Annotated in this window: 22 protein-coding genes; 7 read left to right on the top strand and 15 right to left on the bottom strand. The window is 72.9% G+C overall.

Features of this window, described 5'->3' with window-relative positions; genetic code table 11:
- Positions 1-63: 63 nt before the first annotated feature.
- Entirely contained in the window at positions 64-855 is a 792-nt protein-coding gene (locus tag G3I77_RS29020) for an SDR family oxidoreductase (RefSeq protein ID WP_248508262.1), read from the top strand.
- Between the two features lie 174 nt (positions 856-1,029).
- Here the strand turns inward: G3I77_RS29020 and G3I77_RS29015 are convergent, their stop codons facing one another.
- Positions 1,030-2,346, bottom strand: a complete 1,317-nt coding sequence (locus G3I77_RS29015; protein ID WP_248508261.1) for an ROK family transcriptional regulator — start codon at positions 2,344-2,346, stop codon at positions 1,030-1,032.
- Between the two features lie 135 nt (positions 2,347-2,481).
- Here G3I77_RS29015 and G3I77_RS29010 point away from each other — a divergent pair, with 135 nt between their 5' ends.
- Positions 2,482-3,687 carry an MFS transporter gene (locus G3I77_RS29010; protein WP_248508260.1) on the top strand — a complete coding sequence of 402 codons (1,206 nt, stop codon included), beginning with the start codon at positions 2,482-2,484 and terminating at the stop codon, positions 3,685-3,687.
- 109 nt (positions 3,688-3,796) lie between these two features.
- Positions 3,797-5,176, top strand: a complete 1,380-nt coding sequence (locus tag G3I77_RS29005) for a uracil-xanthine permease family protein (protein WP_248508259.1) — start codon at positions 3,797-3,799, stop codon at positions 5,174-5,176.
- On the opposite strand, the gene G3I77_RS29000 is transcribed toward G3I77_RS29005, so the two are convergent.
- Positions 5,155-6,291, bottom strand: coding sequence for a glycoside hydrolase family 6 protein (locus tag G3I77_RS29000; protein ID WP_248508320.1), 1,137 nt, complete (start codon positions 6,289-6,291; stop codon positions 5,155-5,157). The two genes, G3I77_RS29005 and G3I77_RS29000, sit on opposite strands and share 22 nt — an antisense overlap.
- A gap of 175 nt (positions 6,292-6,466) precedes the next feature.
- Here G3I77_RS29000 and G3I77_RS28995 point away from each other — a divergent pair, with 175 nt between their 5' ends.
- The gene (locus G3I77_RS28995) at positions 6,467-7,192 is read left to right on the top strand and encodes a DUF5995 family protein (protein WP_248508258.1); all 726 of its coding nucleotides are present in this window, start codon (positions 6,467-6,469) and stop codon (positions 7,190-7,192) included.
- On the opposite strand, the gene G3I77_RS28990 is transcribed toward G3I77_RS28995, so the two are convergent.
- Both G3I77_RS28990 and G3I77_RS28985 read right to left on the bottom strand, forming a co-directional pair.
- Positions 7,189-8,886, bottom strand: a complete 1,698-nt coding sequence (locus tag G3I77_RS28990; protein WP_248508257.1) for an NAD(P)/FAD-dependent oxidoreductase — start codon at positions 8,884-8,886, stop codon at positions 7,189-7,191. The genes G3I77_RS28995 and G3I77_RS28990 overlap by 4 nt on opposite strands.
- A 47-nt stretch (positions 8,887-8,933) precedes the next feature.
- Positions 8,934-9,722, bottom strand: coding sequence for a carbon-nitrogen hydrolase family protein (locus G3I77_RS28985; RefSeq protein WP_248508256.1), 789 nt, complete (start codon positions 9,720-9,722; stop codon positions 8,934-8,936).
- Between the two features lie 299 nt (positions 9,723-10,021).
- On the opposite strand from G3I77_RS28985, the gene G3I77_RS28980 reads away from it, so the two are divergent.
- Positions 10,022-10,558 carry a Repetin gene (locus tag G3I77_RS28980; protein ID WP_248508255.1) on the top strand — a complete coding sequence of 179 codons (537 nt, stop codon included), beginning with the start codon at positions 10,022-10,024 and terminating at the stop codon, positions 10,556-10,558.
- On the opposite strand, the gene G3I77_RS28975 is transcribed toward G3I77_RS28980, so the two are convergent.
- The 8 genes from G3I77_RS28975 to rpe all read right to left on the bottom strand — a co-directional run bounded on the left by G3I77_RS28975 (position 10,527) and on the right by rpe (position 18,345).
- On the bottom strand, positions 10,527-11,723 hold the full coding sequence (locus G3I77_RS28975) for an MFS transporter (RefSeq protein WP_248508254.1): 1,197 nt from the start codon (positions 11,721-11,723) through the stop codon (positions 10,527-10,529). The two genes, G3I77_RS28980 and G3I77_RS28975, sit on opposite strands and share 32 nt — an antisense overlap.
- 136 nt (positions 11,724-11,859) lie before the next feature.
- On the bottom strand, positions 11,860-12,312 hold the full coding sequence (locus G3I77_RS28970) for an Lrp/AsnC family transcriptional regulator (protein ID WP_003988931.1): 453 nt from the start codon (positions 12,310-12,312) through the stop codon (positions 11,860-11,862).
- Positions 12,313-12,322: 10 nt separating this feature from the next.
- Positions 12,323-13,792: an amino acid permease gene (locus G3I77_RS28965; RefSeq protein WP_248508253.1), complete on the bottom strand. Its 1,470-nt coding sequence runs from the start codon at positions 13,790-13,792 to the stop codon at positions 12,323-12,325.
- A 229-nt stretch (positions 13,793-14,021) separates the two neighbouring features.
- Positions 14,022-14,516: a GNAT family N-acetyltransferase gene (locus tag G3I77_RS28960; protein ID WP_248508252.1), complete on the bottom strand. Its 495-nt coding sequence runs from the start codon at positions 14,514-14,516 to the stop codon at positions 14,022-14,024.
- Positions 14,517-14,607: 91 nt separating this feature from the next.
- Entirely contained in the window at positions 14,608-16,050 is a 1,443-nt protein-coding gene (locus G3I77_RS28955; protein WP_248508251.1) for a GuaB1 family IMP dehydrogenase-related protein, read from the bottom strand.
- A gap of 108 nt (positions 16,051-16,158) precedes the next feature.
- Positions 16,159-16,512, bottom strand: coding sequence for a barstar family protein (locus G3I77_RS28950; RefSeq protein ID WP_248508319.1), 354 nt, complete (start codon positions 16,510-16,512; stop codon positions 16,159-16,161).
- A 24-nt stretch (positions 16,513-16,536) separates the two neighbouring features.
- Entirely contained in the window at positions 16,537-17,580 is a 1,044-nt protein-coding gene (locus G3I77_RS28945; RefSeq protein WP_248508250.1) for a sugar-binding domain-containing protein, read from the bottom strand.
- Between the two features lie 78 nt (positions 17,581-17,658).
- Complete coding sequence (rpe, locus tag G3I77_RS28940) at positions 17,659-18,345, bottom strand: ribulose-phosphate 3-epimerase (RefSeq protein WP_031138926.1); 687 nt, start codon at positions 18,343-18,345, stop codon at positions 17,659-17,661.
- Positions 18,346-18,500: 155 nt separating this feature from the next.
- Here rpe and G3I77_RS28935 point away from each other — a divergent pair, with 155 nt between their 5' ends.
- A complete protein-coding gene (locus G3I77_RS28935; RefSeq protein ID WP_248508249.1) occupies positions 18,501-20,639 on the top strand; it encodes an MMPL family transporter in 2,139 nt (712 codons plus the stop codon).
- Here the strand turns inward: G3I77_RS28935 and G3I77_RS28930 are convergent.
- Both G3I77_RS28930 and fmt read right to left on the bottom strand, forming a co-directional pair.
- Entirely contained in the window at positions 20,620-22,047 is a 1,428-nt protein-coding gene (locus G3I77_RS28930; RefSeq protein WP_248508248.1) for a transcription antitermination factor NusB, read from the bottom strand. The genes G3I77_RS28935 and G3I77_RS28930 overlap by 20 nt on opposite strands.
- Positions 22,048-22,158: 111 nt before the next feature.
- Positions 22,159-23,091 carry a methionyl-tRNA formyltransferase gene (gene fmt, locus G3I77_RS28925; protein ID WP_248508247.1) on the bottom strand — a complete coding sequence of 311 codons (933 nt, stop codon included), beginning with the start codon at positions 23,089-23,091 and terminating at the stop codon, positions 22,159-22,161.
- Positions 23,092-23,417: 326 nt separating this feature from the next.
- On the opposite strand from fmt, the gene G3I77_RS28920 reads away from it, so the two are divergent.
- Positions 23,418-23,963, top strand: a complete 546-nt coding sequence (locus tag G3I77_RS28920) for a hypothetical protein (RefSeq protein ID WP_248508246.1) — start codon at positions 23,418-23,420, stop codon at positions 23,961-23,963.
- A 102-nt stretch (positions 23,964-24,065) separates the two neighbouring features.
- Here the strand turns inward: G3I77_RS28920 and G3I77_RS28915 are convergent, their stop codons facing one another.
- Positions 24,066-26,219 carry a primosomal protein N' gene (locus G3I77_RS28915; RefSeq protein WP_248508245.1) on the bottom strand — a complete coding sequence of 718 codons (2,154 nt, stop codon included), beginning with the start codon at positions 26,217-26,219 and terminating at the stop codon, positions 24,066-24,068.
- Positions 26,220-26,262 lie beyond the last annotated feature (43 nt).

Raw genomic sequence — 26,262 nt, 5'->3', positions numbered from 1 at the left:
CGGTCCTAGCTGGCGTGGGGCGCTCCGTCCGGGAGCGCCGGGCGTCCGAAGGGACTGAACAGCATGACCACGATCCTGGTGACCGGCGGTACCGGAACGCTCGGCCGGCTCGTCGCCGAGCGGCTGCGCGAGGACGGGCACGAGGTGCGGGTACTCAGCCGGCACAGCGAGCCGTACGCGGTCGATCTGCGGAAGGGCGGTGCCGGGCTGGACACGGCGGTCGCCGGGGTGGACACGATCGTGCACTGCGCGTCGTCGCAGAAGGGCGACGAGGAGGCGGCGGCGAACCTGATCAGGGCGGCACGCGGGGCGCGTGTGCCCCACCTCGTGTACATCTCCATCGTCGGCGTCGACCGGGTGCCGTTCCGCTACTACCAGAGCAAGCTCGCGGTGGAGAGGCTCGTCGAGGAGTCGGGGCTCGGCTGGACCGTGCTGCGGGCGACCCAGTTCCACGACCTGCTGTTCATGCTGTTCCAGGGGCTGTCGAAGCTGCCGGTGCTGTTCCTGCCGGCCGGCCTTCGGGACCAGCCGGTCGAGGTCGCCGAGGTCGCGGACCGGCTGGCCGGACTGTCGGCGGGTGCGCCGGCGGGGCGGGTCGAGGACATGGGCGGGCCCGAGGTGCGGACGTTCGAGTCGCTGGCCCGCGCGTATCTGAAGGCGTCCGGGCGACGGCGGGCGGTCGTGAACGTGCCGCTGTGGGGGGCGGCGTACCGGGGCTTCCGGAGTGGGGGGCATCTGACGCCGGAGCGGGCCGTGGGCACCGGGTCGTTCGAGGAGTACCTGGCAAGGCGGTTCGGGAACGGCCAGGTCCGGGCGGAGAGCGGGCGGGGCGGGGAGGGCCGGCCGGGGGCGTAGGCAGCAGGGCGGGGCCGGGAGCGGCGCCAGGGGCCTGGGCACCAGGGCGACGGGGGCGAGGAGCAGCGGCCAGGGGTCAGGGCGGCGGGACCGGGAGCAGAGGCCAGGGCGGGGCCGGGAGCAGCAGCCAAAGGCCCAAGCACCGGGGCAGAGCGCGACGCGGCGGCCAAGGGCCTAAGCACCCGGATGTGACGGCCAGGGCGTCGTGTCCTGCCGGCCCGGGGACGGCTGCGGCAGCCGCTTCCCCGGCGTGAACAGTTCCTCCTGGGCCCGGTCCCGAGCCGTCAGCAACGCGCCGCGCAGGACCGCGCCGCCGCCCAGGGTGGTCGTACGCACCTCCGTCGGCAGCGGTGTCATCCGGGCGATGCGGTCCTGCACGCGCGCGGCGAGTTCCTCGCCGCCGGCCTGACCGACCTCGCCCCCGAGCACCACGCACCCGGGGTCCAGGATCGCGACGACCGAGGCGACTCCGACGGCCAGGCGATCGGCGAGGGCGTCGAGGAAGCGGGCGGCGGGGGCGGGATCTGCGGGCGGGGGCGCCTCGGAGGATCCGGGCGCCGGGCCGGTCGAGGCCTCCTCCTCCCGGACCTGAACCACCGCCCCCCGCACCACGTCGACCGCCGCCCGGACCACACCCGCCTCCGGCGACTGAGCCGGGACCCCGTGCTGTGCCGCGAGCTCCACGACCGCCGCCGACGAGGCCAGCGAATGGAAGCCCCCCTCGCAGTCCGTCGAGGACGGCAGCGCGGTCGCGCCGGGGACGGGGAGGAAGCCGATCTCGCCGGTGCCGCCGGAGGCGCCGCGGCGCAGGGCGCCGTCGAGGACCACGGCCGCTCCCGTCCCGTGGCCCAGCCACAGCAGGACGAAGGTGTCCCGGTCCCTGGCCGCCCCGTCGCGCTGCTCGGCCAGCGCCGCGAGGTTGGTCTCGTTCTCGACGCTGACGCGGGCCTCGGGCAGCCGCTCCTGCAGGGTCGCGACGAACCGGCGGTGCCACTCCGGCAGCCCGGTGGAGTCGCGGAGTTCGCCGCTGGACGGATCGATCAGGCCGGGCGCCCCGATCCCCACGGTGTGCAAGCGGTCGGCACCGGACTCCTTCGCCACCTGCTCGACCAGTGTGACCGCCTGCTCCACGGCGGGACCCGTTCCCGTGTCACCCCCGATCGGCACCGCCGCCTCGGCCAGCACCCGCCCCACCAGGTCCGCGACGGCCACGGCGACACCCTCGGTGCGGACGTCGAGGGCGGCCAGGTGCGCCCGGTCGGCGACGATGCCGAAGACCTTCGCGTTGGGGCCGCGCCGCTGCTCCCCCGCTTCGCCGACGACCGCGATCAGTCCGGCGGCGGTGAGGCGTTCGACGAGGTCGGCGACGGTCGGCCGGGACAGACCGGTCAGCTGCTTCAACTGCCCTGCCGTCAACGGGCCTTCCTGCTGGAGCAGACGCAGGGCGAGCCGGTCGTTGATGACCCGGGCGGTGCTCGGGGATGCGGGCATGCCGGGATCCTTCCAGATCGGCGGGGCCGTCGACCGTGACCCGCCGGTAAACCCTCTTATTATCAGGCAGGGTTCCTGATAGTTTACGCCCGCGCCGGACACGAGCACGGCAGAGACCTGGAGGGGGACCGCAGAATGGGCAGCGTGGTCGACGAACAGCGCGAGGTGAAGCGGTCCCGGTACGCCGTGGCCGCCGTCTTCGCCGTGCACGGCGCCGTCACCGGCTCGTTCGCCACCCGCGTGCCGTGGATCCAGGACCACGCGGACGTGAGTGCGGGCGAGTTGGGGATCGCGCTCGCCTTCCCCGCGCTCGGCGCGTCCGTGGCGATGCCGCTCGCCGGCAGCATCAGCCACCGCTTCGGCGCCCGCAACGCGCTGCGCGGGCTGATCGCCCTGTGGACGCTGTCGCTGGTCCTGCCGTCCCTCGCGCCGAACCTCCTGACACTCTGCCTGGCCCTGTTCACGTACGGCGCGACGGCGGGCATGGCGGACGTGGCGATGAACGCGCTGGGTGTCGAGGTCGAGAACCGTCTCGGCCGGTCGATCATGTCCGGCCTGCACGGCATGTGGAGCGCGGGCGCCCTGATCGGCTCGGCGGCCGGCACGCTCGCCGCGCACCTCGGTTCGGACGCGCGGCTGCACCACGTCCTGGCCGCCGCGGTCCTCACCGTCGCCGGCGTGCTGTCCTGCCAGTGGGTGCTCGACCTGCAGCCCGCCGAGGACGAGGAGCCGCCGCCGCGCTTCGCGCTGCCGCCCCGCTCGGCGCTGCTCATCGGCGCGATCGGGTTCTGCGCGGTGTTCGCGGAGGGCGCGAGCCTGGACTGGTCGGCGGTCTATCTGCGCGAGCAGCTGGAGACCTCGGCCGGACTCGCCGCGGCGTGCACGACGGGCTTCACGCTCACCATGGCCGTCGCGCGGCTCGCCGGTGACAGGGTCGTGGACCGCTTCGGGGCCGTGCGGACCGTGCGGGCGAGCGGTGTGTTCGCCGTCCTCGGCGGGCTGCTGATCGTCGTCGCGGACCATCCGGCGGTGGCCATGAGCGGGTTCGCGCTGATGGGGCTCGGCATCGCCGTCGTCGTGCCGCTCTGCTTCGCCGCGGCCGGGCGCAGCGGGTCCAACCCGAGCCTGGCCATCGCGGGCGTCGCGACCATCACCTACACCTCGGGCCTGATCGCGCCGAGCGCGATCGGCATGCTGGCGCAGGCGACCAGTCTGATGGTGTCGTTCTGCCTGGTGACCGCGCTGTCGTGCGGCCTGGTGGCGTTCGCGGGTGTACTGCGCCCCGGCGAGCGGACGAAGATCGGCCGCCCGGACGTGGTGGTTCCCGACCCGCGGCCCTGAGCCGGAACCGGACCCGAGCCGACACCGAGCCGCCCCGGTCACGACCACAGCGGGCGCCCCCCGACAATGGTCCGGACCCTCGCACGCCCGACGAAAGCGAAACCGCACCATGGATCTCGGCGTCCGCTGGAAACTGCACGGCGACGGACGCACCCCGGCGCCCGGCGCGGTGGTCCGCCCCGACGAGCGGCTCTCCTGGCCCCGCACGGCCGGACTCGGCGCTCAGCACGTGGTGGCCATGTTCGGTGCGTCCTTCGTGGCCCCGGTCCTGATGGGCCTGGACCCGAACCTCGCGATCATGATGTCGGGCGTCGCGACTGTCGTGTTCCTGCTGGCCACCCGCGGCAGCGTGCCCAGCTACCTGGGCTGCTCGCTCTCCTTCGTCGGCGTGGCGGCGGTCATCCGGGCGCAGGGCGGCAGCAGCGCGACCGTGACGGGAGCGGTGTTCGTCGTCGGAGGCGCGCTGTTCCTGGTGGGGCTCGCCGTGCGGCGGTTCGGGGCGCGGATCATCCACGCCGCGATGCCGCCGGTCGTGACCGGCGCGGTGGTGATGCTGATCGGCTTCAACCTGGCGCCGGTGACGGCCTCGACGTACTGGCCGCAGGACCAGTGGACGGCCCTGCTGGTGATGCTGTTCACCGGTCTGGCGGTCGTCTGTCTGCGGGGATTCTGGTCCCGGATCGCGATCTTCCTGGGGCTGGTCTTCGGGTACGGCATCTCCTGGGTGTTCGACCTGGTCTTCGGCAAGATCCACTCGGTGGACGCGAGCGGCAAGCTGACCGACCACTGGCGGCTCGACCTCTCCGGCGTGGGCCGGGCCGACTGGATCGGGCTGCCGACCCTGCACGCCCCGTCCTTCGAATGGTCGGCGATCCTCGTCGCCCTGCCGGTCGTCATCGCACTGGTCGCGGAGAACGCCGGGCACGTGAAGGCGGTCGGTGAGATGACCGGCGACTCGCTGGACGACAAGCTCGGTACGGCGATCGCGGCCGACGGCGTCGGCTCGATGCTGTCCACCGCGGTCGGCGGCCCGCCCAACACCACGTACTCCGAGAACATCGGCGTGATGGCCGCGACCCGCGTGTACTCGACGGCCGCGTACTGGGCCGCCGCCGGTTTCGCCCTGCTGTTCGGCCTCTGCCCGAAGTTCGGCGCGGTCGTCGCGGCGATCCCGGGCGGCGTGCTCGGCGGCATCACCGTGATCCTGTACGGCATGATCGGCCTGCTCGGCGCACAGATCTGGCTCAACGCCAGGGTGGATCTGCGCAATCCGCTGAACCTGGTCCCGGCGGCGGCGGGCATCATCATCGGCGTCGGCAACGTCTCCCTCAAGTTCACGGACACCTTCTCGCTGAGCGGCATCGCCCTCGGCACGGTGGTCGTCATCACCGGCTACCACGCCCTGCGGGCCTTCGCCCCGGCCCACTTGAAGACGCAGGGGCCGCTGCTGGACGAGGGCACCTCCTCCTACGACGACGCCAAGTCGTAGGCGTAGGACGCCGTGAACGTCCCCGGCCTGCCCTTGCAGCCGTCCGACTCCCCCGGCAGCTTCACCCACAGGTAGGCGTCGATCCGGGGCTCGCCGGTGCTCAGGGTCGGGGTCGGGCCGAGCCCCCGCCCCGCCGGGTCGCACCACTCGCCGTCGGCCGGGGCGCCGTTGCCGTTGCGGCTGGTGTCGACGACGGCACCGAGGCCGGCCGGGCCGCCGAGCGCGTCCAGCACCCGCCGGTCGTAGGCGATCTCGTCGGCGGTGGTGTGGAAGTTGGAGACGTTGCTGAAGATCCCGTCGGAGGACTCGGGCGAGGCGGCCCCTGCCTGCCGCAGCCAGGCGGCCTGCCGGCCGGGCGCGTTCCAGCCCGAGTGGCCCGCGTCGAAGTACACACGGGCCCGGGGGTTGGCGGCCTTCAGGACGCGGCCGGCCCGGGCCAGGGATGCGAAGCGGTCCGCGCGTTCACCGGCGGAGAGGCACGCGGACTGGGCGATCGAGTCCGGCTCCAGGACGACGATGACCTCGCCGGAGCCCAGTCCGGCCGCGAACCGGTCGATCCAGGCGTCGTAGGCGTCCAGGTCGGGCGCCCCGCCCTGGGAGTAGCCGCCGCAGTCCCGGCCGGGAACCGCGTACGGCACGACGACGGGCACCCGGCCCAGCGCGGCACCGCCCGACGTCACCGCGGCGACCCGGGCGGTGACGGTCTGCGGTGCGTAGTCGGCGAACCAGACGGCCGCGGGCTGCTCGGCGATACGGGAGGCGATGACCGCGTGCCGGGGGTCGCCGGAGTGGGAGCGGACCCACTCGAGGACCTGGGAGTCAGGGTGGCGGTAGAGCCGTCCGGCCACGGTGGTGGTCCGCTTCCGCTGCTTCTCGGTCCTCGACGGCGTGGGGCTCTGCGTCCGTCGCGCGGACGAAGAGGGCGAGGGGGACACGGACTCGGCGATGGTCGGCGCGGACGGCGACGGCGACGGCACGGCCGGCAGGGGCGCCAGGCGGGGCGAGGCCGACACCTCGGGAGGCCCGGCCTCGTCCGAGGCCCGTCTGTCGTCGAACGTGGACAGGACGCCCGCGACCGCTCCGGCCGCGACCACGACGGAGGCCGCCACGACCATCGCGCCGCGCCGGGCGGCCCGCCTGCGCCCGGCCCTGCGGGCGGCCAGGCGCTGCGCACGCGAGCCTGACACGCTGCTGCTCCCCCTCCCCCTGCGGCGGGCGGTGTTCCCCCGTTTCGGGGAAGCGCCGGGCCCGCCGGTACTCCCGCCAGCCTAGAGCTGCGACTCTGCCCGCATGCCGCGATGCGAACAAGTCTCCCCAGCCGTGGACACTCCGGTCGACGCCGTCATCTCCCGGATGCGCGCCCTCGACGCGGCCCTGCACCCGCGCGACGGGGTGGCGGTCTTCAACCGCGTCTACCTCGCCGTGACGGAGGCGGTGGACCGGTACGTCGACACCGGGCGGTTCGTGGACGCCCACGCCGCGATCACGCTGGACGTACGGTTCGCGCAGCGGTACCTGGCGGCCGTCGAGGCGGTGGCGGACGAGCGGCGTCCGCCCGCCTGCTGGCGGCCGCTGTTCCAGTTCCGCCGTCATCCCGGGGTACGGCCGCTGCAGTTCGCGCTGGCGGGCATCAACGCGCACATCGGGCACGATCTCGCGCTGGCCGTCGTGGACACCTGCCGTACCCTCGGCTGCGCACCCGTCGACCTGGAGGACGAGTTCGACATGGTGGGCGATCTCCTCCTCTCGCTGGAGGAGCGCATCCGCGAAGATCTGATGCCGGGCCCCGACCTGTTCCGGATCGCCGACCCGCTGACCCACCTGCTCGGCTCCTGGAGCCTGGACCGCGCCCGGGACGCCGCGTGGACGGCGGCCCGGGCCCTGTGGGCGCTGCGGGAACTCCCCGATGTCAGCGACGAGTTCACCGAGCGCCTGGACACGGCGGTGGGCTTCGCGGGGCGCATGCTGCTCACGCCCCTGACCGAGCCGGGAGTGTGGCAGACGGACAGGCCCTAGTCCTCGGGCAGCTCGACGGGCGCGATCTCGTCGTAGACGTCGCCGGGGCCCGGGTTGGTCGGGTCGGTCGTGCCGCCGAGGTGGTGCATGACGCCCCAGACCGCGTTGAGGGCGGTCTGGATGGCACCCTCGGCCCAGCCGGCCGTCCAGGAGATGTCGTCGCCGGCGAGGAAGATACCCCGCTTGTCCTCGGGCAGCCGGTCCTGCATGAAGTGCGTGAACAGGCGGCGCTGGTAGCGGTAGTGGCCGGGGAGGTTGGCCTTGAACGCGCCCATGAAGTAGGGCTCGTTCTCCCAGGAGACCGTCACCGGGTTGCCGATGATGTGCCCCCGGATGTCGACCTTGGGATAGATCTCGCCGAGCGACTTGAGCATGACCTCCATCCGCTCGTTCGCGGACAGCGGCAGCCACTTCAGGCTGTCGTCGCACCAGGTGTAGGAGAGGCAGATGACGGCGGGCTTGTCCGGACCGTCGTCGAGCAGGTAAGTGCCGCGCGTCATACGGTCGGTGAGCGTCATCGACATGACGTCCCGGCCCGTCTCCTCGTCCTTGTCGAGCCAGAAAGGCCGGTCGACGGGCACGAAGAGCTTGGAGCTCTCCATGTAGTGGGTGCGCTCGATCGCCGTCCAGTGGTCGATCGGGAAGAGCGAGTCGTCACAGGCGATCTTCGACAGCAGCATCCAGGACTGGGCGGTGAAGATCGCCGCCTGGAAGGTGCGGATGTCGCCGTCCGCGTCGGTCACCGTGATGCGGTTGCCTGCGGTGCGGTGCATCCGGGTCACGGCCGGACGGGGCTCGCCGCCTTCGTGCAGGGTCGCGAGCGAGGTTCCCTGCGCCCAGTGGACGATCTTCTGCGGCTCGCGCTCCCACAGGCGCAGCGGCAGTTGCTGGGAGCCGCCGACGATGCCGCGGTGGTGGTCGTCGGCCTCGGTGTAGACGACGCGCAGGATCTCCAGGATGGAGTTGGGGAAGTCGGTGTCCCAGCCGCCCGTACCGAAGCCGACCTGGCCGAAGATCTCGCGGTGCCGGAAGGACTTGAACGCCTCGGAGTCGCAGAGGAAGCCGTAGAAGGTCTGGTTGTCGAGCTTCTCGACGAGCCGGGACCAGATCTCGCGGATGCGCGGGACGTCCCGCTCGCGCAGGGCGCGGTTCATGTCGGAGAAGTCGGCGCCCTCCTCCAGGCACCGGTTCCAGGCCTCGGCGACGTCCCGGTAGACCTGGGGCAGGTCGCCGACCGTCTCGGCGTAGTGCGACTCGCCCTTGAGGTCGACGACGGTCGACGGGGTGGCCTCGGCGAGGGGGTTGGGGAACGGCCGCGTCTGCAGGCCGACGAGGTCGATGTAGTGCTGGAGGGCCGTGGAGGACGGCGGGAAGCGCATCGCGCCCATCTCGGCGGTGAGGGACTCGTCGCACCCGTCGAAGCCCACCGTCCGCAGCCGGCCGCCGATCTGGTCGGCCTCGTACACGACCGGCTTGAGGCCCATCTTCATCAGCTCGTACGCGGCGACGATGCCGGACAGGCCGCCGCCGATGACCGCGACCTCCGTGCCGTGCCCGGTCGCGGGTATCTGCCCGAGGCCCGCCGGGTGGGCGAGGAAGTCGTCGTAGGCGTACGGGAAGTCCGGGCCGAACATGGTGATCGGCGGCTGCTGCGCGTCAGCGTGCTCGACGGCGTTGGGCACGGTGGACGTCATGGGGTACGGACTCCTTGCACGGGTACGAACGGGCGGTTCAGGGGGTTTCAGACGAGCGACCCGTACAGGCCGGGGCGCCGGTCGAGCAGATACGGGTTGTTCTCGCGCGACGCGGCGAGGAAGGCCGGGTCGACGTCGGCGAGCACGAGTTCCTCGCCGCGTCCGGCCCGGGTCCGGGCGACCCCGTCGGGCCCGGCGAGCGTGGACAGCCCCACGAACTCGAACTCGCCCTCCCGGCCGACCCGGTTGACGTACGCGACGTACATCTGGTTCTCGAAGGCCCGCACCGGGATCATCGACTCGGCGACGAACTGGAACGGGTGCATCTGCGCGGTCGGGACGACGAGCAGGTCGGTGCCGGCCAGGGCGTGGGCGCGGACGTTCTCCGGGAACTCCACGTCGTAGCAGATCAGGATGCCGACCCGCAGGCCGTCGATCTCGGCCTGGACGACCGGCAGGTCGCCCGGCGTGAAGTGGTCGCGCTCGAAGCAGCCGAAGAGGTGCGTCTTGCGGTGGTTGGCGAGCCGGGTGCCGTCGGCGGAGATCAGCTGGGCGGAGTTGAACACGGCGTCGCCGGCCCGCTCGGGGTAGCCGTAGGCGATCGCCAGGCCGTGGCGCGTCGCGATCTCGGCGATGGCGTCCGCGCAGTCGCCGTCGGCGGGCTCGGCGAGCCGGCCGATGCCGTCGCCGATCGCGTACCCGGTCAGGAACATCTCGGACGTGACCAGCAGCCCGGCGCCCGCGGCGGCGGCCCGGCCGGCGGCCTCGTCGAGGACCTTGAGGTTCTCGACGGTGGAGCCGGGCCGGCCGGAGCTCTGGAGCAGGGCGGTGCGCATGCGTGTTCCTCACCGGGCGGAAGGGTGGTTGGAGGGGCCACGTAGACGGTACGGGCGGCTGACCAGGGCGGACAAGAAGGAGCCGTTGCGCGCCGGTGAACGGTTCGTTGCGTGCCCGCGGGGCCGGGCGGCGATTCGTTGCGCGCCTCGGGTCGGACCCCGGCTCCTCCTCGGAGCGCAGCTCCGTGCGGCCTCCCCCGCCGCCCGGCGGAGACGGGGTCCCGCCCCGGGCGCGATGTTCTTTCCCCGCCGCGCCGGGAGAGTAAGGGCTGTCCACCCGACCTGCGGAAAGGAACGCAATGAAGCACCGTACGAAGATCGTTGTGCTCGGCTCCGCCCTGCTGCTCACCGCCGGGGCCGCCTCGGCCGCGACCGCGTCGGACGCACCTCGGCAGCGGGAGGCCGCCGCGCTCACCGGCGAGGCCAAGCTGTACCGCTCGGCCGGGGACGACATCACGTTCTCGTTCGACGCGCATCTGGCGGCGAAGGACACCGCCGATCCGACGAAGGCCACCGGCACCTTCGAGTTCAGCCACTACCTGAACGGCGAGGGCGCCCGGGCGAAGGCGACGGTCGACTGCCTGCTGACCGGCGGCAAGGTGGCCGTCGTCTCCGGCGTCATCACCGACTCCGACCTGCCGGGCGCCGAGGGCAGGCGGGTCGGCGTCACCGTCCACGATGCCGGCCGGCACGACCGCCTCGGCTACAGCTGGGCGTCCACGGGCAGCCCCGTCGACACGAAGGAGCTGCCCCGGTGCGTGAGTTCCGCCCCCTTCGAGAAGGTCGAGAAGGGGACGGGCGACTTCACGGTCGTGCCCTGGCAGCCCGACTTCTAACCAGCGCGAGCGCCGTCACCAGATAGGGGATCGCCAGCACCGCGAAGACGGTGCCGTGGGCCATGTCCGTGCCGAGCAGCGCGTACGCGCCGAACGTGGCGACCGTGGCCAGCTCGGTACCCAGGCTCGCCACGGAGGTGAGCGTGGCCCGGCGGGACTCGTCGATGCGGTGCTGGAGACGGACGTCGGCGAGCACCTCGGCCAGCTGGAAGCCCGCGAAGGCGAGGCTGACGAGGGCGACACCGGCCAGGGAACGGGCCATGGCGCCCACGGCCAGGGCGAGGGCGGCGCCGGCGAGCAGCACCGCGAGCCCGGTCGTGCCGAGGCGTTCGGCCGGTCCGGCCAGGAGGCTGCCGACGGTGACGCCCGCCCAGATCAGCATGACCAGGTAGGGCACCGTCGCCTCGGCGACGCCGATGTCGCGGACCAGCAGGGGGGTGTACTCGTCGAGAGCGCCCCACACCGCGGCCACGGCGGGGACCAGCAGCAGGGCGCCGCGCACCGAACGGTCCCCGCGCACCTCGGCGAGTCCGGCCCGCAAGGTCGACGCCCAACTGCCGTCGGCGCTCTCCGGCCGCACCCGGTGCTCCGGGAACCGGGTCGCGACGAGGGCGGTCAGCACACAGGCCAGGAAGCTCGCGGCACCGACCGCCGCGTAGCCGCCCCGAGCGAGGATGGGCCCCGCGAGGCCGGTGGCGGCCACGGTGCCCAGCAGGCGCGCGGCGCGGGCCCGGCCCATGACCCGCGCGTACCGGTCGGCGGCGCCGAGCCGGTCCAGCTCGTCGTAGACGAGTGCTTCCAGCGCGCCGGAGCCGAGGGCTCCGCCCGCGCCCCACAGGACGAAGCCGGCCGCGAACGCCCCGTACGACGGGACGACCACCCACAGGGCGAAGCCGGCGGCGGTCAGCAGCGGGCCGATCCACAGCAGCCTGCGACGCGACACGGCGTCGGCCCAGGCGCCGGAGGGCACTTCCAGCACCACTGAGGTGACCGACCACAGGGCGAACAGGGAGGAGATCTGCCAGAGCGACATGCCGGTGCCGGCGAACAGCAGCGCGTACACCGGGTAGAGCAGGACGAAGTCGTCGAGGAACGCGTAGCCGTACAGCGTGCCCGTCAGCCGGCGGACGGCGGTCGCGGGCGCGCGTGGAGGTGAGAGTGTCATGAGGCCTTCCCGAAAGGACTGCTCGGACGCCGGAGGTACGGCGGCCGAGGCGGTCCTCGGGAGGCACGGCTGGTGGATCAATGTCGCCAGGTCATGGCACCCAGGCTAGAGGTGTCGCACGGATCGGGCCACGGACTTACGTGGGCGAACCCGACGAGAAGCGCCGCAGCAGCGGCGAGAGCACGAGCACGGACTTGGTCCGCTCGACGAACGGCTCGCCGGCGATCCGCTCCAGGACACGTTCGAAGTGGCGCATGTCGGAGGCGAAGACCTGGGCGATCGCGTCCGCGTCCCCGGTGACGGTGGACGCGGCCACGACCTCCTGGTAGCGCTCCAGGCCCCGCTGAATGGTCTCCGGGGAGGTGTTCCCCCGGCAGTAGATCTCGACGAACCCCTCGGTCTCCCAGCCGAGGGCGCCCGGGTCCACCCGTACGGTGAAGCCGGTGATGGCTCCGGTGGCCCGCAGCCGGTCCACGCGCCGTTTCACGGCGGGCGCGGACAGGCCGACGATCTGGCCGATGTCGGCGTAGGAGCGGCGGGCGTCCTCGGCGAGGGCGTGCACGATGCGTTCGTCGAGATCGTTCAGCACGGTGGGTTGATCACTTTTCGGATGGCGCGAGTCGGGAACGGCGGTAGCCGTACCCGAAGTAGAACACGAGACCGGCGGTCATCCAGACACCGAAGACCACCCAGGTCACGGTCGACAGGCTGCCCATCATCCAGACGCAGAAGGCGAAGCCCAGCGCCGGCAGGACCGGGGAGAGCGGCACCCGGAAGGTGCGGGGCAGGTCGGGCCTGGTCCGGCGCAGCACCACGACGGCCACGTTGACGAGCGCGAAGGCGAACAGGGTGCCGATGCTGGTGGCGTCGGCGAGCTGCCCGAGCGGGATCGCGGCGGCCAGGACACCGCAGAACAGGGACACGATCAGGGTGTTGGCGCGGGGGGCGCCGGTCTTCGGGTGGACCTTGGCGAACACCTTCGGCACGAGACCGTCGCGGGACATGGCGAACAGGATGCGGGTCTGGCCGTACAGCACGGTCAGCACCACGCTCGCGATGGCGATGACGGCGCAGAACGCCAGCAGCGTGCCCCAGAAGGTCTGCCCGGTGACCTCGCGCATGATCTGGGCGAGGGCGGCCTCGGAGTCGGTGAAGTTCCTCCAGGGCTTGGCGCCGACCGCGACGGCCGCGACGAGGACGTACAGCGCGGTGATGATGACCAGCGACAGCATGATCGCGCGGGGCAGGTCACGCTGGGCGTTCTTCGCCTCCTCACCGGCGGTGGAGGCGGCGTCGAAGCCGATGTAGGAGAAGAACAGCGTGGCGCCGGCCGCACTGACCCCGGCCATCCCGAGCGGCATGAAGTTCTCGTAGTTGCCGGAGCGGAAGCCCTGGACGCCGATGGCGCAGAACATCACCAGCGCGGCGATCTTCACGATGACCATGACGGTGTTGGCGCGGGCGGACTCGCGGGCGCCGCCCAGCAGGAACGCCATCGCGAGCAGGACGACGATCAGCGCCGGCAGGTTGAACACGCCGCCGTCGCCGGGCGGGGCGGACAGGGCGGCGGGGATGGTGACGCCGATGGTCCCGTCGAGCAGTTCGTTGAGGTACTCGCCCCAGCCGACCGCGACGGCCGCGACCGACACGCCGTACTCCAGGACCAGGCACCAGCCGCATATCCAGGCGATCAGCTCGCCCATCGTTGCGTACGCATACGAGTACGAGGAGCCGGAGACCGGGATGGTGCCGGCCAGTTCGGCGTAGGACAGGGCCGAGAACAGAGCGGTGAGGCCGGCGATGACGAAGGAGAGCGTGACGGCCGGGCCCGCCTTGGGGACGGCCTCGCCGAGGACGACGAAGATGCCGGTGCCGAGGGTGGCACCGATGCTGATCATGGTGAGCTGCCACAGCCCGAGGGTGCGGCGCAGCGATCCTCCCTCACCCTGGCCACCCTCATCGACCAGGCGTTCCACGGGCTTGCGGCGCATGAGGCGCGCGCCGATGCCGGGGGGCGCGGGGGCGGCTGTCTGGCCTGGGTTCTGCGGGGGTGCGCCTTGGTCGAGCACGCGCTGGCTCCTTTTCGCTGCCGGTCAGGGCGGCAGGGACCGCGGGCGCCCTTGAGCAGGGACCCACCGAGCGGAGTCCCCGCCACGCCACGTACGAGGCGACAGCCTACGAGCAACGGCGTTGCTGTCGAAATGCAGCAACCTTGCGCATATCTGCAAGATCATTGCGTTCCGCGGGACTGGGCGGGTGTTCGTTGCGGGGCGGCTGTCGACCGTTGCACAGGGGCCGTCAGAGGGCCTTCACGAGGAACACGCAGGGGTCGGCCCGCTCCTGCCGTACCCCGTCGGGATCCAGGTGGGCCCAGCGGTCGACGTAGGCCACGGTGGGCAGGTAGCCGAGCCGGGCGTAGAGCGCCGCCGCGCGGGGGTTGCCGTCCCCGACGCCGAGGCCCATGACCTCGATCCCGCGCTCGCGCGCCAGCCGCTCGGTGGTGTGCACCAGGGCGGTGCCGATGCCCTGGGAGCGGAGCGAGGCGGGCCAGACGAAGAGACCGTTGATCTCCGGGCAGCCGGGCTGCGCGGCCCGCACCTCGGGCGCCTCACACCCGGTCCAGCGGACCTCCGCGTGGCCCACCGGCCTGCCCTCCAGCCACGGGATCAGATACGTGCTCTCCCCTGCCCGCTGCCGCGCGAAGCGGGCCGCATGGCTGCCGTCGGCGCTGTGCGACGGCATGCGGCGCTCCAGCTCCTCGATGTCCTGGGCCCCGCACTCGGTGATCTCCATGCGCCGGCGGTAGGGCCCGCGCACGCGAAACGGCCCCCGATTTTCCCGCTGGGCGGGTCGACGGGGGCCGTACGACGGGGTGTCGGGACCGTCAGCTCCAGCTGGCGTGCAGGGGCTTGCCCTCCGCGTAGCCCGCGGCGCTCTGGATTCCGACGATCGCCTTCTCGGCGAACTCCTCCAGGGAGCCCGCACCGGCGTAGGTGCAGGAGGAGCGGACGCCCGCGATGATCGAGTCGATCAGGTCCTCGACGCCCGGGCGGGCCGGGTCGAGGAACATGCGGGAGGTGGAGATGCCCTCCTCGAACAGCGCCTTGCGGGCGCGGTCGTACGCCGACTCCTCCGAGGTGCGGTTGCGCACGGCCCGGGCGGACGCCATGCCGAAGGACTCCTTGTACGCGCGGCCCTGGGCGTCGTGCTGGAGGTCGCCCGGGGACTCGTACGTGCCCGCGAACCAGGAGCCGACCATCACGTTGGACGCACCGGCCGCGAGGGCCATGGCCACGTCGCGCGGGTGGCGGACGCCGCCGTCGGCCCAGACGTGCTTGCCGTACTTCTTCGCCTCGGCGGCGCACTCCAGGACGGCGGAGAACTGCGGCCGGCCGACGCCGGTCATCATGCGCGTCGTGCACATGGCGCCGGGGCCGACGCCGACCTTGACGATGTCCGCGCCGGCCTCGATCAGGTCGCGCACACCCGAGGCGGCGACCACGTTGCCCGCGACGATCGGCACCTGCGGGTCGAGGTCGCGCACCAGCTTCAGGGCGCTGATCATCGACTCCTGGTGGCCGTGCGCCGTGTCGATGACGAGCGCGTCGACCCCCGCGTCCAGCAGCTCCTGGGCCTTGCCCGCGACGTCGCCGTTGATGCCGACGGCGGCGGCGATGCGCAGCCGCCCCTGCGCGTCGGTGGCCGGCTGGTAGAGCGTGGCGCGCAGGGCGCCCTTGCGGGTCAGGATGCCGGCGAGCGTGCCGTCCTGGTTGACCGCGGGGGCGTAGCGGCGGTTGGCGTGGTCGAGGGTGTTGAAGGCCTCGCCCGCGTCCTTGTCCGCGTCGATGAGCAGCAGGTCCCGGGACATGACCTCGGCGAGCTGCGTGAAGCGGTCGACGCCGGAGAGGTCGGAGTCGGTGACCACGCCGATGGGCTTGTGGTTCTCGTCGACGACGACACCGGCGTTGTGCGCCCGCTTGGGCAGCAGCCCCAGCGCGTCCGCGACGGTCTGGTGCGGGGACAGGATGATCGGGGTGTCCAGCACCAGGTGCCGGCTCTTCACCCAGGAGACGACGTCGGTGACCACGTCGTTCGGGATGTCCTGCGGTATCACCACGAGGCCGCCGCGGCGGGCCACGGTCTCGGCCATGCGGCGGCCGGCGATGGCGGTCATGTTGGCGACGACGAGCGGGATGGTGGTGCCCGTGCCGTCCGGGGAGCTGAGGTCGACGGCCTGCCGCGAGCCCACCGAGGAGCGGCTCGGCACCATGAAGACGTCGTCGTACGTCAGGTCGTACCCGGGCTGGATGTCATTGAGGAAACGCACGTGCTGCACATCCCAGTCGATCAGAGGTGACCCCCGGACCGGCCGGCCAGGGGGAAAGAGCACGTACTTCATTCTCCCATGCCGGATGCCCGGACAACCCCCAGCGGATCATCCAGGCTGGTCAGGGGGCCTCTCGGAGGATTCTCCAAGGCCGAGGGTCACGAACAGCCCCGGGCCCCGGTCCGTGGCCTCGGCGAAGATCTCCTCGGCGACCTGCCACTCCTCGGGCCGCGTCTCGGCGTACGCGCGCCAGCCCCGGACGACGACCAGCAGCCCCCGCTCCCCGGCCCCCTCGGGCCAGAGGGCGGGATCGGACAGGCAGTCGGCGAGAGCGTCCCAGTTCCGGCCGAACCAGTCGGGCAGAGCCAGGTCACGGGCGCAGCGGTCCATGAGGCCCGCCTTGTCCGTGACCCCGTCCAGGTCCAGGACGACCACGATCCGGCCCGCCGGATCGTCGGTCACCCCGCGCGACTTGCTGACCATCCGTCAGACCCCGTCCGGGTCGGACCTGTTGAGCGCGGACTTCGGCGCCGGGCCGGCCGTCAACAGGTAGTCCGCGGCGGACGTGTCCGTCACCAGGCTGGTGACGAGCCCGGACCGCAGCACCGCGTCGATCGCGGGTCCCTTGCGCTGCCCGCCCGCGATCGCCACGACCTCGGGGATCCGGCGGAGCTGGTGGGCCTTCACCGTGATGCACCGCTCGCCCAGGTCCCGGCCGACCCTGCGGCCCTCGGCGTCGAAGAGGTGCGCGGACATCTCGGCGGCGACACCGAGGGAGGCGTAGTGCGCGCGCTCCTCGTCGCTGAGCATGTCGTGCACCGTGGAGATGCCCGGCTCCCAGGAGCCGATGGAGACACAGGCGACGGTGACCTTGTCGAAGTGCTCGAAGGCCCGGGCGATCCCCGTCTGGTTGCGCAGCGCCGTGGCCGTGGCCGCGTCGGGCAGCAGCATCGGGGCGTAGATGGGATGGGCGTCCCCGCCGGACACCTGGGCGGCGCGGCGTACGGCCTCGACCGAGCCGCGCTCGGCGGTCCCGGCGTCGTACACGCCCGTCAGCTGCACCACCGTGCAGGGGGGCAGCCGGTCGAGCGCCGCCGCCATGTGGATGGTGGAGCGGCCCCAGGCCAGGCCCAGCACATCACCTTCGTTGACCAGTTCGCCGAGCAGGTCGGCGGCCACCTCTCCCAGGTTCTCGGGGTCGGGGGTCTCCTCGGCCTCGGCCGGGGACTCGACCACGACAGCGTGCCTGAGGCCGTAGCGGGCGCGGAGCGCGTCCGAGCGCTCGGCGTCCAGCTCCGCAGGCACACGGATCTCGATACGTACGAGATCCCGTTCGAGGGCGGTCTCCAGGACCCGGGCCACCTTGAAGCGGCTGACGCCGAACTCCTCCGCGATCTGGATCTTGGATTTGCCCTCGAGGTAGAAGCGGCGGGCCATGGCCGCCGCCTGCACCAGCTCAGCGGGTCCCATCCGCATGGCTGACCGGCCCGCCGACATACCCGACACGGCGATCTCCTCACTACTGTTCACACTCTGGATTCGCCGTTCATCCTTGCAGATGTGGCGCGGTTGATCAGCCCTGATGAGAGCCGTTCACTTTGCTGTGGCTCAGTGGTCGCAGGCCCAGGAGGCCTTCGCGGTCGCCGCCTCCGCCTGCGTGCGTAGTGCACGTACCGCCTCTGCCGGGTCGTTTGCCCCGTAGACCGCCGATCCGGCCACGAAGACGTCGGCTCCGGCGTCGGCGCACCGCTCGATGGTGGACGCGGAAACTCCGCCGTCGACCTGGAGCCAGAGCTCCAGTCCGTGCTTGCTGATCAACTCGCGGGTGCGGCGAATCTTCGGAAGCATGATGTCGAGAAAGGCCTGTCCCCCGAAGCCCGGTTCGACCGTCATGATCAGCAGCATGTCGAGTTCGGGGAGCAGGTCCTCGTACGGCTCGATGGGAGTCGCGGGCTTCAGCGCCATGGAGGCGCGGGCGCCCTTGGCGCGGATCTCCCGGGCGAGCCGGACCGGGGCGGCGGCGGCCTCGACGTGGAAGGTGACGGAACCGGCCCCCGCTTCCACGTACTGGGGCGCCCACCGATCGGGGGCCTCGATCATCAGATGACAGTCCAGCGGAGTGTCCGTCGCACGGGCGAGCGACTCCACGACCGGCACACCGAGCGTGAGGTTCGGGACGAAATGGTTGTCCATGACGTCGACGTGGAGCCAGTCGGCTCCTTCCACGGCCTTCGCCTCGTCCGCGAGGCGGGCGAAATCTGCGGACAAGATGCTGGGGTTGATCTGCGCGGCCATGCCCTAAGACTGCCATGCCCTCCGGGGGTTGTGGGCATCGGTCCCGGGTGGTCTGTTGTCCGCGGGCCCTCGGTGGCCGGCCGCGCCCACGCGGCGGGGCCGCCTGTGTCACCGCCCCGCGCCCCCGAGGGGGCGCTTCCGTGGAGGGGGATGTCATGAAGCAGGGCGTGGGACATCTCGTCTGCGGGCGGCGGGCCAAGTGGCTCGTGCTGGTCTTCTGGGTGGTCGTGCTGTTCCTCGCCGCGCCGTTGGCCATGAAGCTCACCGACGCGCAGGACAACGACGCCGCGTCGTGGCTTCCGGGGTCCGCGGAGTCGACGCAGGTGCTGCAGATCTCCGAGGACTTCCGGCCGGAGCAGATCCCGGCGGTGGTGGTCTACGCGCGGGAGAGCGGCCTGACGGCGCAGGACCGGGCGGAGATCGCCGAGGACGTGCGGCAGCTGAAGCAGCTGCGTGACCACGGCATCATCGGTGACCGGACACGGGGGCCGGTGTTCGACCGGCCGACCGATCCGCGGGCGGCGCAGGTGTTCGTGCCGATCCTGATGGACGAGGAGGGCTGGGAGCGGATCTCGCCAGCGGTGGACTCCATCCGGGACGACGTCGGTACGGGCGGCGACGGGCTGGCCGTGCACATCACGGGCCCGGGCGGCACCTCGGCGGACTTCGCGGAGGCCTTCGAGGGCATCGACTCGACCCTGCTGTTCTCGGCGATGGCCGTCGTCATCGTCATGCTGCTCATCACCTACCGCAGCCTGACGCTGTTGCTGGTCCCCCTGGTCGCGGTCGTCTGCGCGCTGTTCGCCGCCCAGGCGCTGATCTACCTGCTGGCCGAGCACGGGGGCCTGACGGTCAACGGCCAGAGCGCCGGCATCCTCACCGTGCTGGTCTTCGGGGCGGGGACGGACTACGCCCTGCTGCTGGTGGCCCGCTACCGGGAGGAACTGCGCCGGCACGAGGACCGGCACGAGGCGATGGCCCTGGCGCTGCACCGGGCCGGCCCCGCCGTGATCGCCTCCGGCGCGACGGTCGTGCTGAGCATGCTGGTGCTGCTGGCCGCGGAGATGAACTCCACGAGCGGCCTGGGCCCGGTGGCCGCGATCGGCGTGGCCGTCGCCCTCGTGGCGATGATGAGCCTGTTCCCTGCCCTGCTGGTGATCTTCGGCCGTTGGATCTTCTGGCCGGTGGTCCCGCACTACGGCACGCCCGACCCGACCGAGCACGGGATCTGGGCCCGCACGGGCCGTCGTATCGCGCACCGGCCGCGGATGGTCTGGGCCGCGACGGCGCTCGCGCTGGCGGTCTGCTCGCTGGGCCTGATCCAGCTGCGCGCGGAGGGCATCGGCAACGCGGACGCGTTCACCGGGAAACCGGACTCGATCGCCGGGCAGGAGGTGTCGGCGCGCTACTTCCCGGCGGGCAGCGGCGACCCCCTGGTCATCGTCAGCAACCAGGCGCAGGCCGTGCAGGTGGGCCGCGCGGTCGCCGGAACGCAGGGCGTGGTCCCCCAGTCCCTCGGTCTGCCGCCCGGCACCAAACCGGCCTTCGAGGGCAAGGTCCTCTTCGAGGCCACCATGACCGCCCCGGCGGACAGCGAGGCCGCCAAACAGACGGTCGAGCGGGTGCGGGACGCCGTGCACGCGGTGCCGGACGCCGACGCCAAGGTCGGCGGCGGTACGGCGGCCCTGCTGGACATGGACAAGGCGACCACGCACGACAACATGCTGATCATCCCGCTGGTGCTGGTGGTCGTCCTGATGATCCTCTGCGTGCTGCTGCGCGCCCTGATCGCCCCGCTGCTGCTGATCGGCACGGTGATCCTGTCGTTCGCGGCGGCGCTCGGCATCAGCGCGCTCGCGTTCCGGTACGTCTTCGACTACGCGGGGGAGACGACCGACTTCCCTCTGTTCGTCTTCGTGTTCCTGGTCGCCCTGGGCATCGACTACAACATCTTCCTGACCACCCGGATCCGTGAGGAGGCGACCCGCCAGGGCACCAGAGCGGGCGTGGTCACGGGCCTCGCCGCCACCGGAGCGGTCATCACCTCCGCCGGCCTGGTCCTGGCCGGCACCTTCGCCGCCCTCGGCACCCTCCCGATGGTCGCCTTCGCCGAGATCGGCTTCACGGTCGCCCTCGGCGTCCTCATCGACACGTTCATCGTGCGCTCGGTCCTCGTGACCGCTCTGTTCCTCGACGTGGGGCCCAAGGTGTGGTGGCCGCACCGGCTGGCGCGGGAGGACGGCGGTGCGGCTCGGGAGAGTGTCGGGGCGGGGGTCAGCCGGTCCGGCGAATGAGCGCCAGGTACATCGCGTCGGTTCCGTGCAGATGCGGCCACAGCTGCACGTCGGGGCCCTCGCCCAGGTCCGGTACACCGGGCAGCAGCGGACGGGCGTCCACGAGCTCCGTGTCCGGGTGCTGCTTGAGCGTGTCGGCGACGACGGCCCGGGTCTCGGCGAGGTGCGGCGAGCAGGTCGCGTAGCCCACGACACCGCCGACCCGCACCGACTCCAGGGCGGTCCGCAGCAGCCCGCGCTGCAGCGGCGCGAAGCCCTCCAGGTCCTCCGGCCGGCGCCGCCAGCGCGCCTCGGGGCGGCGGCGCAGGGCACCGAGGCCGGTGCACGGCACGTCGACCAGCACCCGGTCGAAGCTGCCGGGCCGCCACGCCGGGCGCGTCCCGTCCGCGGCGATCACCTGATACGGCCCGGGATTCCCGGCCAGCGCCTTCGCGACGAGGCCGGCGCGATGGGTCTGCTTCTCGGAGGCGACCAGCAGGGCGCCCCGCTCGGCGGCCAGCGCGCCGAGCAGCGCCGCCTTGCCGCCGGGCCCCGCGCACCCGTCCAGCCACCGCCGGTCGGGCCCGTCCAGGGGCGCGTGGGCGAGGGCGATCGCCACGAGCTGGCTGCCCTCGTCCTGCACGCCCGCACGCCCGTCCCGCACGGCCGCGATGGCGCCCGGCTCCCCGCCCTCGGTCAGCCGGACGGCATAGGGCGACCAGCGCCCCTGTACCGCGGCGTCCTCGTCGAGCAGTTCCTCCACGGTGGCCCGCCCGGGCCGTGCCACGAGGGTCACCTCGGGCCGCTCGTTGTCGGCGCGCAGCAGTTCCTCGACACCGTCGCGCCCGCCGCCCAGGGAGTCCCACAGCGCGGAGACGACCCACCGCGGATGCGAGTGGACGACGGCGAGGTGGTCCTCGGGATCCTCGTCGTAGGGCGGCGCGACCCGCTCCAGCCAGCCGTCCAGATCGTCCTGCGCGACCTTGCGGAGCACGGCGTTGACGAACTTGGCCCGCCCGTCGCCGAGCACGACCCGCGCGAGCTCGACGGTCGCGGACACGGCCGCGTGCGTCGGGATCCGCGTGCCGAGCAGCTGATGCGCGCCGAGGCTCAGCACGTCCAGCACGGGCGGGTCGACCTCGCCGAGTGGCCGGTCCACACAGGACGACAGGATCGCGTCGTACGTCCCCTGCCGCCGCAGCGTTCCGTACACCAGCTCGGTGGCGAGCGCCGCGTCCCGGGCGTCGAACGTCTCGGGTCCCTCCTTCTCCCGCGCTTTGCGCAACAGGGGCGGCAGAACGAGATTGGCGTAGGCGTCCCGCTCGTCCACGGCCCTCAGGGCCTCGAAGGCGAGGATGCGGACGGGGTCCTTCTTGGGCCGGCGGTAGGGCTTGCCTGACGTGCGGGCTCGACGGGGCTGTTCGCTCACGAAAAAGGTGCTCCGGGTATGAGATGAAGTGCGCCGACCAGCCTACGCCGCCGGGGGCAGGGGGGAACCGGCAGCGGGGCAGCGAGCCGTGTCGCCGGCCCCGCGCCGGCGTCAGCCTCCCAGCCGCTCGCCCTCGCCGATCCGCACCCCGCGCGCCCAGTCCGCCGCCCGCATCGGCTTCTTGCCCTGGGCCTGCACCCACAGCAGCTCGACACCGTACGAGCCGGTGCCGGCGTACACGTTGTTCTTCCCGGCGGCGATCTGCCCCGGGGCGAGGTCCGTCCGGTCGGGCACGGGGGTGACCTGGATGAGCTTGAGCCGTTCACCGCGGAACATGGTCCAGGCGCCAGGAGCCGGGGTGCAGCCCCGCACCATCCGGTCGACACGCAGCGCGGGCGCGCTCCAGTCCAGGTGCGCGTCCTCGACGTTGACCTTCGGGGCGAGGCTGATCCCCTCGGCCGGCTGCGGTACGGCCTTCAGGGTGCCGTCCTCGATCCCGTCCATGGTCGCCGCGAGCAGCCCTGAACCGGCGAAGGCCAGCCGCGTCAGCAGGTCCCCGCTGGTGTCGGTGGCCCGGATCTCCTCGGTCACCGTCCCGTAGACGGGCCCGGAGTCGAGCCCCTCCTCGATCAGGAAGGTCGACGCCCCGGTGATCTCGTCGCCGGCCATGATGGCGTGCTGCACGGGCGCGGCACCGCGCCAGGCCGGCAGCAGGGAGAAGTGCAGATTGACCCAGCCGTGCGCGGGGATGTCGAGGGCCACCCGGGGCAGCAGCGCTCCGTAGGCGACGACGGGGCAGCAGTCCGGCCCGATCTCCCGCAGCCGCTCCAGGAACTCGGGGTCCTTCGGCTTCGCGGGCTTCAGCACCTCGATCCCGGCCTCCTCCGCCCGTTCGGCGACGGGCGACGCGACGAGCCTGCGCCCCCGCCCGGCCGGCGCGTCGGGCCGCGTGACGACGGCGGCCACCTCGTGCCGCCCGGAGGCGAGCAGAGCGTCCAGAGCGGGAACGGCGACCTCGGGTGTACCGGCGAAGACGAGCTTCATGGGGTGGTGGGGGCCTCTCGGGCTGGGGTGGAAGACGAGCAGCACACAAGTCTAGAAGCCCCGGGCGGGAAAGCCGCCGACGGCGCCCAGCCCCCACGGGAGAGCTCAGCCTCTCGGCCAACCGCGTCGGGCGGTGCGCGAGTGGGAGACTCACGCAACAGGCCGAACGCCGAGGCGCACACCCCGCGCAAACGGGCGCACGCATATGCCCCCGCGCCCCCACACCGTGACCCGCGGAGCGGATCCGCGTTGGTCAAGACAGAGTTGACCACAACGGGCCGCGATCGCGGCCCATTCCTTTCAACGCCGGTTCGAGAGGCTTGTTCATGGCCGACCACGCAACCCACGACGCCCAGGCTCGGGCCAGCCTGCACTTGCTGGTGCGGGACATCGAGCGGGTCCGCCGGCAGGTGGACGCACTGCGCACCCTCACCGCCCAGCTGGGCAACGTCTACCGCCCGCGCCGCTCCGGCCCCTCCACGGGCTTCGTCGTCTACGGACGCGCCCCCGCCCCGACCGTACGTCTGGCCCAGGAGCTGCGGGACAGTGTCGAGACCCTGGTCACGGCGGCCGTGGACTTCGACCGCTCACTCGGCTTCTCGTGGGACGCGGTGGGCTCCGCACTCGGAGTCACCAAGCAAGCGGTCCACCGCCGTTACGGCGCCCGCCGCGCCGCGGCCCAGACGGCCACAACCGAGCCGGAGCGCACTCCGGAGCCGACGGTCGGCCGCCCGGTCAACGTGACCACCGGTCTGCCGACCGTTCCGACGGTTCCCGCAGCCCGCTCCATGCCCACGCAGCCGACGGCCGGCAGCCCCGCGCTCCGCGAGGAGGCAAGGCCCACGGCCTTCCCCGGCCCGCGCAACGGCTGACGCACCCTCTGCTCTGCCCTCTCGGAACCACTCCGGGAGGGCAGCCGCGTATCCGGGCGATGCCCCACCCTCCAGCCGGCGCCCGCTGTCACCGGCCACGGTTCACCCGATGTCGGGCGGATCGACCCGCACCCACACACCGACGCCGCTTCCACTCCCCCGCGCCATCCGGGCAGCCTGCGCTGCCTTGAGTGCGGCGGCCAGCGCGGCCCCCCTCCCCGGCGGCACCCGCAGCAACGCCCGCTCCCACTGCTCCCCGGGCGGCGGCGCCCCCGCCCGCCGAGGCCGCCCGGCGGCGGGGACGGGCAACGGCACCGGCCCCAGCACCTCGGCCTCGGGCGGCAGTTCGGCCGCACGGAGGAAGTCGGCCACCGCCTCCGCCGGGCCCGACACGGCCGCCATCCGCGACACCGGCGGGAATCCCAGCTCGGCCCGCTCGGCGAGTTCCCGCACGGCGTGACCGACCGGGTCCCACCGGACCAGCGCCTGCACGGGCCGCAGCGTGGGCTCGGCCACGACCACCACCGTGCCGCCGGACGACTGCGGCCGGACGAGGGACGCGGCCGCGATCCACCGCCGCAACGCGTCCTCCCCGGCCCTCAGATCGGGCCGCCCGAGCATGGCCCATCCGTCCAGCAGCAGCGCCGCCGCGTACCCGTCCTCGGCGACGGGCTCGGCTCCGGGCGTGCTCACGACCAGCGCGGGCGTCCCCGGCACCGTGTCCAGCACGTGTTCCCGCCCCGAAGTGCGTACCGGTACGGCAGGGAAGGCCCGTCCGAGTTCCTCGGCCGTCCGCCGCGCCCCCACGACCGAGGCGCGCAGGCGGAAGGAGCCGCAGTCCGGGCAGTGCCAGCCGCTCTCCTCACGCCCGCACCACCCGCAGTTCAGGGCGCCGCCGTCCGGCGCCTCCAGCGGCCCCGAGCAGTGCCGGCAGCGCGCGGGCGCCCGGCAGTTGGCACACGCCATGCGCGGCACGTATCCCCTGCGGGGTACCTGCACCAGCACCGGGCCGTGCCGCAGGCCGTCCCTGACGGCCTGCCAGGCGAGGCTCGGCAGCCGGGCGGCGCGGGCGGCCTCGTCCCGGGCGAGATCCTGGTCCCCGACGGTCCGTACGAGCGGAGCGGTTCCCCGCACCTGGTCCCGGTCGGCGACGAGCGGTCGCGCCCAGCCGCTCTCGACGAGCTGCGCTGCCTCCACCGTGCAGCCCCAGCTCCCCAGCAGGAAGCCGCACTTGTCCTGGGCGGCCCGCAGCAGGAGCACCTCGCGGGCGTGGGGCTGCGGGGCGTGCTGCTCGCTGTGGCTGTCGTCGCCGTCGTCCCAGAGGGCGACCAGGCCGAGGTCCTGGACCGGTGCGAACATCGCGGCCCTGGTCCCGATCACGGCCCGTACGGAGCCGCGCCGCACCGCGAGCCACTGCGCGTACCGCTTCTCGGGGCCGGCGTCGGCGGTGAGCACCGCGTGCCGCGCCTTTCCCAGCAGCGAGGTCAGGGCGGCGTCGACCCGCGCGACCGCCCGCCCGTCGGGCAGGACCGCGAGCGCCCCGCGCCCGGAGGCCAGCGTCGCGGCGACGGCCCGGGCCAGCTCCTCGCTCCACTGCGGCCCCGGCAGCGCGTTCCACACGGCCCGGGGCGCTCCGCCGGAGGCCAGCGACTCCAGGAAGGCCGCTCCCCGCTCGTACCGCTGCCAGGATCCCGGCTCGGGCGCCGGGGGCGGTGGCAGCGGGTCGGGTGAGAGCCGCTGCTCGGCTCGTGCGTTGCGCGGCGGCACGGCGAGCTGCAGGACGTCGGCGAGGCTGCCCGCGTACCGGTCGGCGACCGCCCGGGCCAGCCCCAGCAACTCCTCGCTGAGCACCTGCTCGGGCGACACGACCTGGGCGAGGGCGGCCAGCGGTCCGGAGTAGTCGGACGCGGCCAGCCGCTCGACGAGGAACCCGTCGATCAGCCCGCCGCCCTCGCGCCGCCCCTCCCGCACGCGATGCCGCCCGGCCCCGAACCGCACCCGCACCCGCACGCCCGGCTGGGCGTCCGCGTCCAGTTCCTCGGGCACGGCGTAGTCGAAGTACCGGTCGAGATGGAGCACGCCCTTGTCGACGAGGACGCGCGCGACGGGGAGCTCCTTGGCGAGCGCGGCCCCCCGCCAGGTGCGCGGCTTGGCGCGGGGCGTCTTGGCCTTGCGCACGCTGTCCCGGATGAGCGCGAGCTGCTCGGGCGGCGCACCCTCCGCCCCGCCGCCCGCCTGTTCGTTCTCGCTGCTCACGCTTGCATTCTTACCAAATCCCACTGACAACCGACGGCGCCCG

This window comes from Streptomyces sp. D2-8, assembly GCF_023184515.1.
GTDB lineage: Bacteria > Actinomycetota > Actinomycetes > Streptomycetales > Streptomycetaceae > Streptomyces.
This window is presented reverse-complemented; position numbering and strand designations above follow the sequence as displayed.

What these genes read in the sequence shown, in the direction of transcription:
- G3I77_RS29020 (WP_248508262.1), top strand. Translation starts at nt 64, where the DNA reads ATGACCACGATCCTGGTGACCGGCGGTACCGGAACGCTCGGCCGGCTC.
- G3I77_RS29015 (WP_248508261.1), bottom strand. Translation starts at nt 2,346, where the DNA reads ATGCCCGCATCCCCGAGCACCGCCCGGGTCATCAACGACCGGCTCGCC.
- G3I77_RS29010 (WP_248508260.1), top strand. Translation starts at nt 2,482, where the DNA reads ATGGGCAGCGTGGTCGACGAACAGCGCGAGGTGAAGCGGTCCCGGTAC.
- G3I77_RS29005 (WP_248508259.1), top strand. Translation starts at nt 3,797, where the DNA reads ATGGATCTCGGCGTCCGCTGGAAACTGCACGGCGACGGACGCACCCCG.
- G3I77_RS29000 (WP_248508320.1), bottom strand. Translation starts at nt 6,291, where the DNA reads ATGGTCGTGGCGGCCTCCGTCGTGGTCGCGGCCGGAGCGGTCGCGGGC.
- G3I77_RS28995 (WP_248508258.1), top strand. Translation starts at nt 6,467, where the DNA reads ATGCCGCGATGCGAACAAGTCTCCCCAGCCGTGGACACTCCGGTCGAC.
- G3I77_RS28990 (WP_248508257.1), bottom strand. Translation starts at nt 8,886, where the DNA reads ATGACGTCCACCGTGCCCAACGCCGTCGAGCACGCTGACGCGCAGCAG.
- G3I77_RS28985 (WP_248508256.1), bottom strand. Translation starts at nt 9,722, where the DNA reads ATGCGCACCGCCCTGCTCCAGAGCTCCGGCCGGCCCGGCTCCACCGTC.
- G3I77_RS28980 (WP_248508255.1), top strand. Translation starts at nt 10,022, where the DNA reads ATGAAGCACCGTACGAAGATCGTTGTGCTCGGCTCCGCCCTGCTGCTC.
- G3I77_RS28975 (WP_248508254.1), bottom strand. Translation starts at nt 11,723, where the DNA reads ATGACACTCTCACCTCCACGCGCGCCCGCGACCGCCGTCCGCCGGCTG.
- G3I77_RS28960 (WP_248508252.1), bottom strand. Translation starts at nt 14,516, where the DNA reads ATGGAGATCACCGAGTGCGGGGCCCAGGACATCGAGGAGCTGGAGCGC.
- rpe (WP_031138926.1), bottom strand. Translation starts at nt 18,345, where the DNA reads ATGGCCGCGCAGATCAACCCCAGCATCTTGTCCGCAGATTTCGCCCGC.
- G3I77_RS28935 (WP_248508249.1), top strand. Translation starts at nt 18,501, where the DNA reads ATGAAGCAGGGCGTGGGACATCTCGTCTGCGGGCGGCGGGCCAAGTGG.
- fmt (WP_248508247.1), bottom strand. Translation starts at nt 23,091, where the DNA reads ATGAAGCTCGTCTTCGCCGGTACACCCGAGGTCGCCGTTCCCGCTCTG.
- G3I77_RS28920 (WP_248508246.1), top strand. Translation starts at nt 23,418, where the DNA reads ATGGCCGACCACGCAACCCACGACGCCCAGGCTCGGGCCAGCCTGCAC.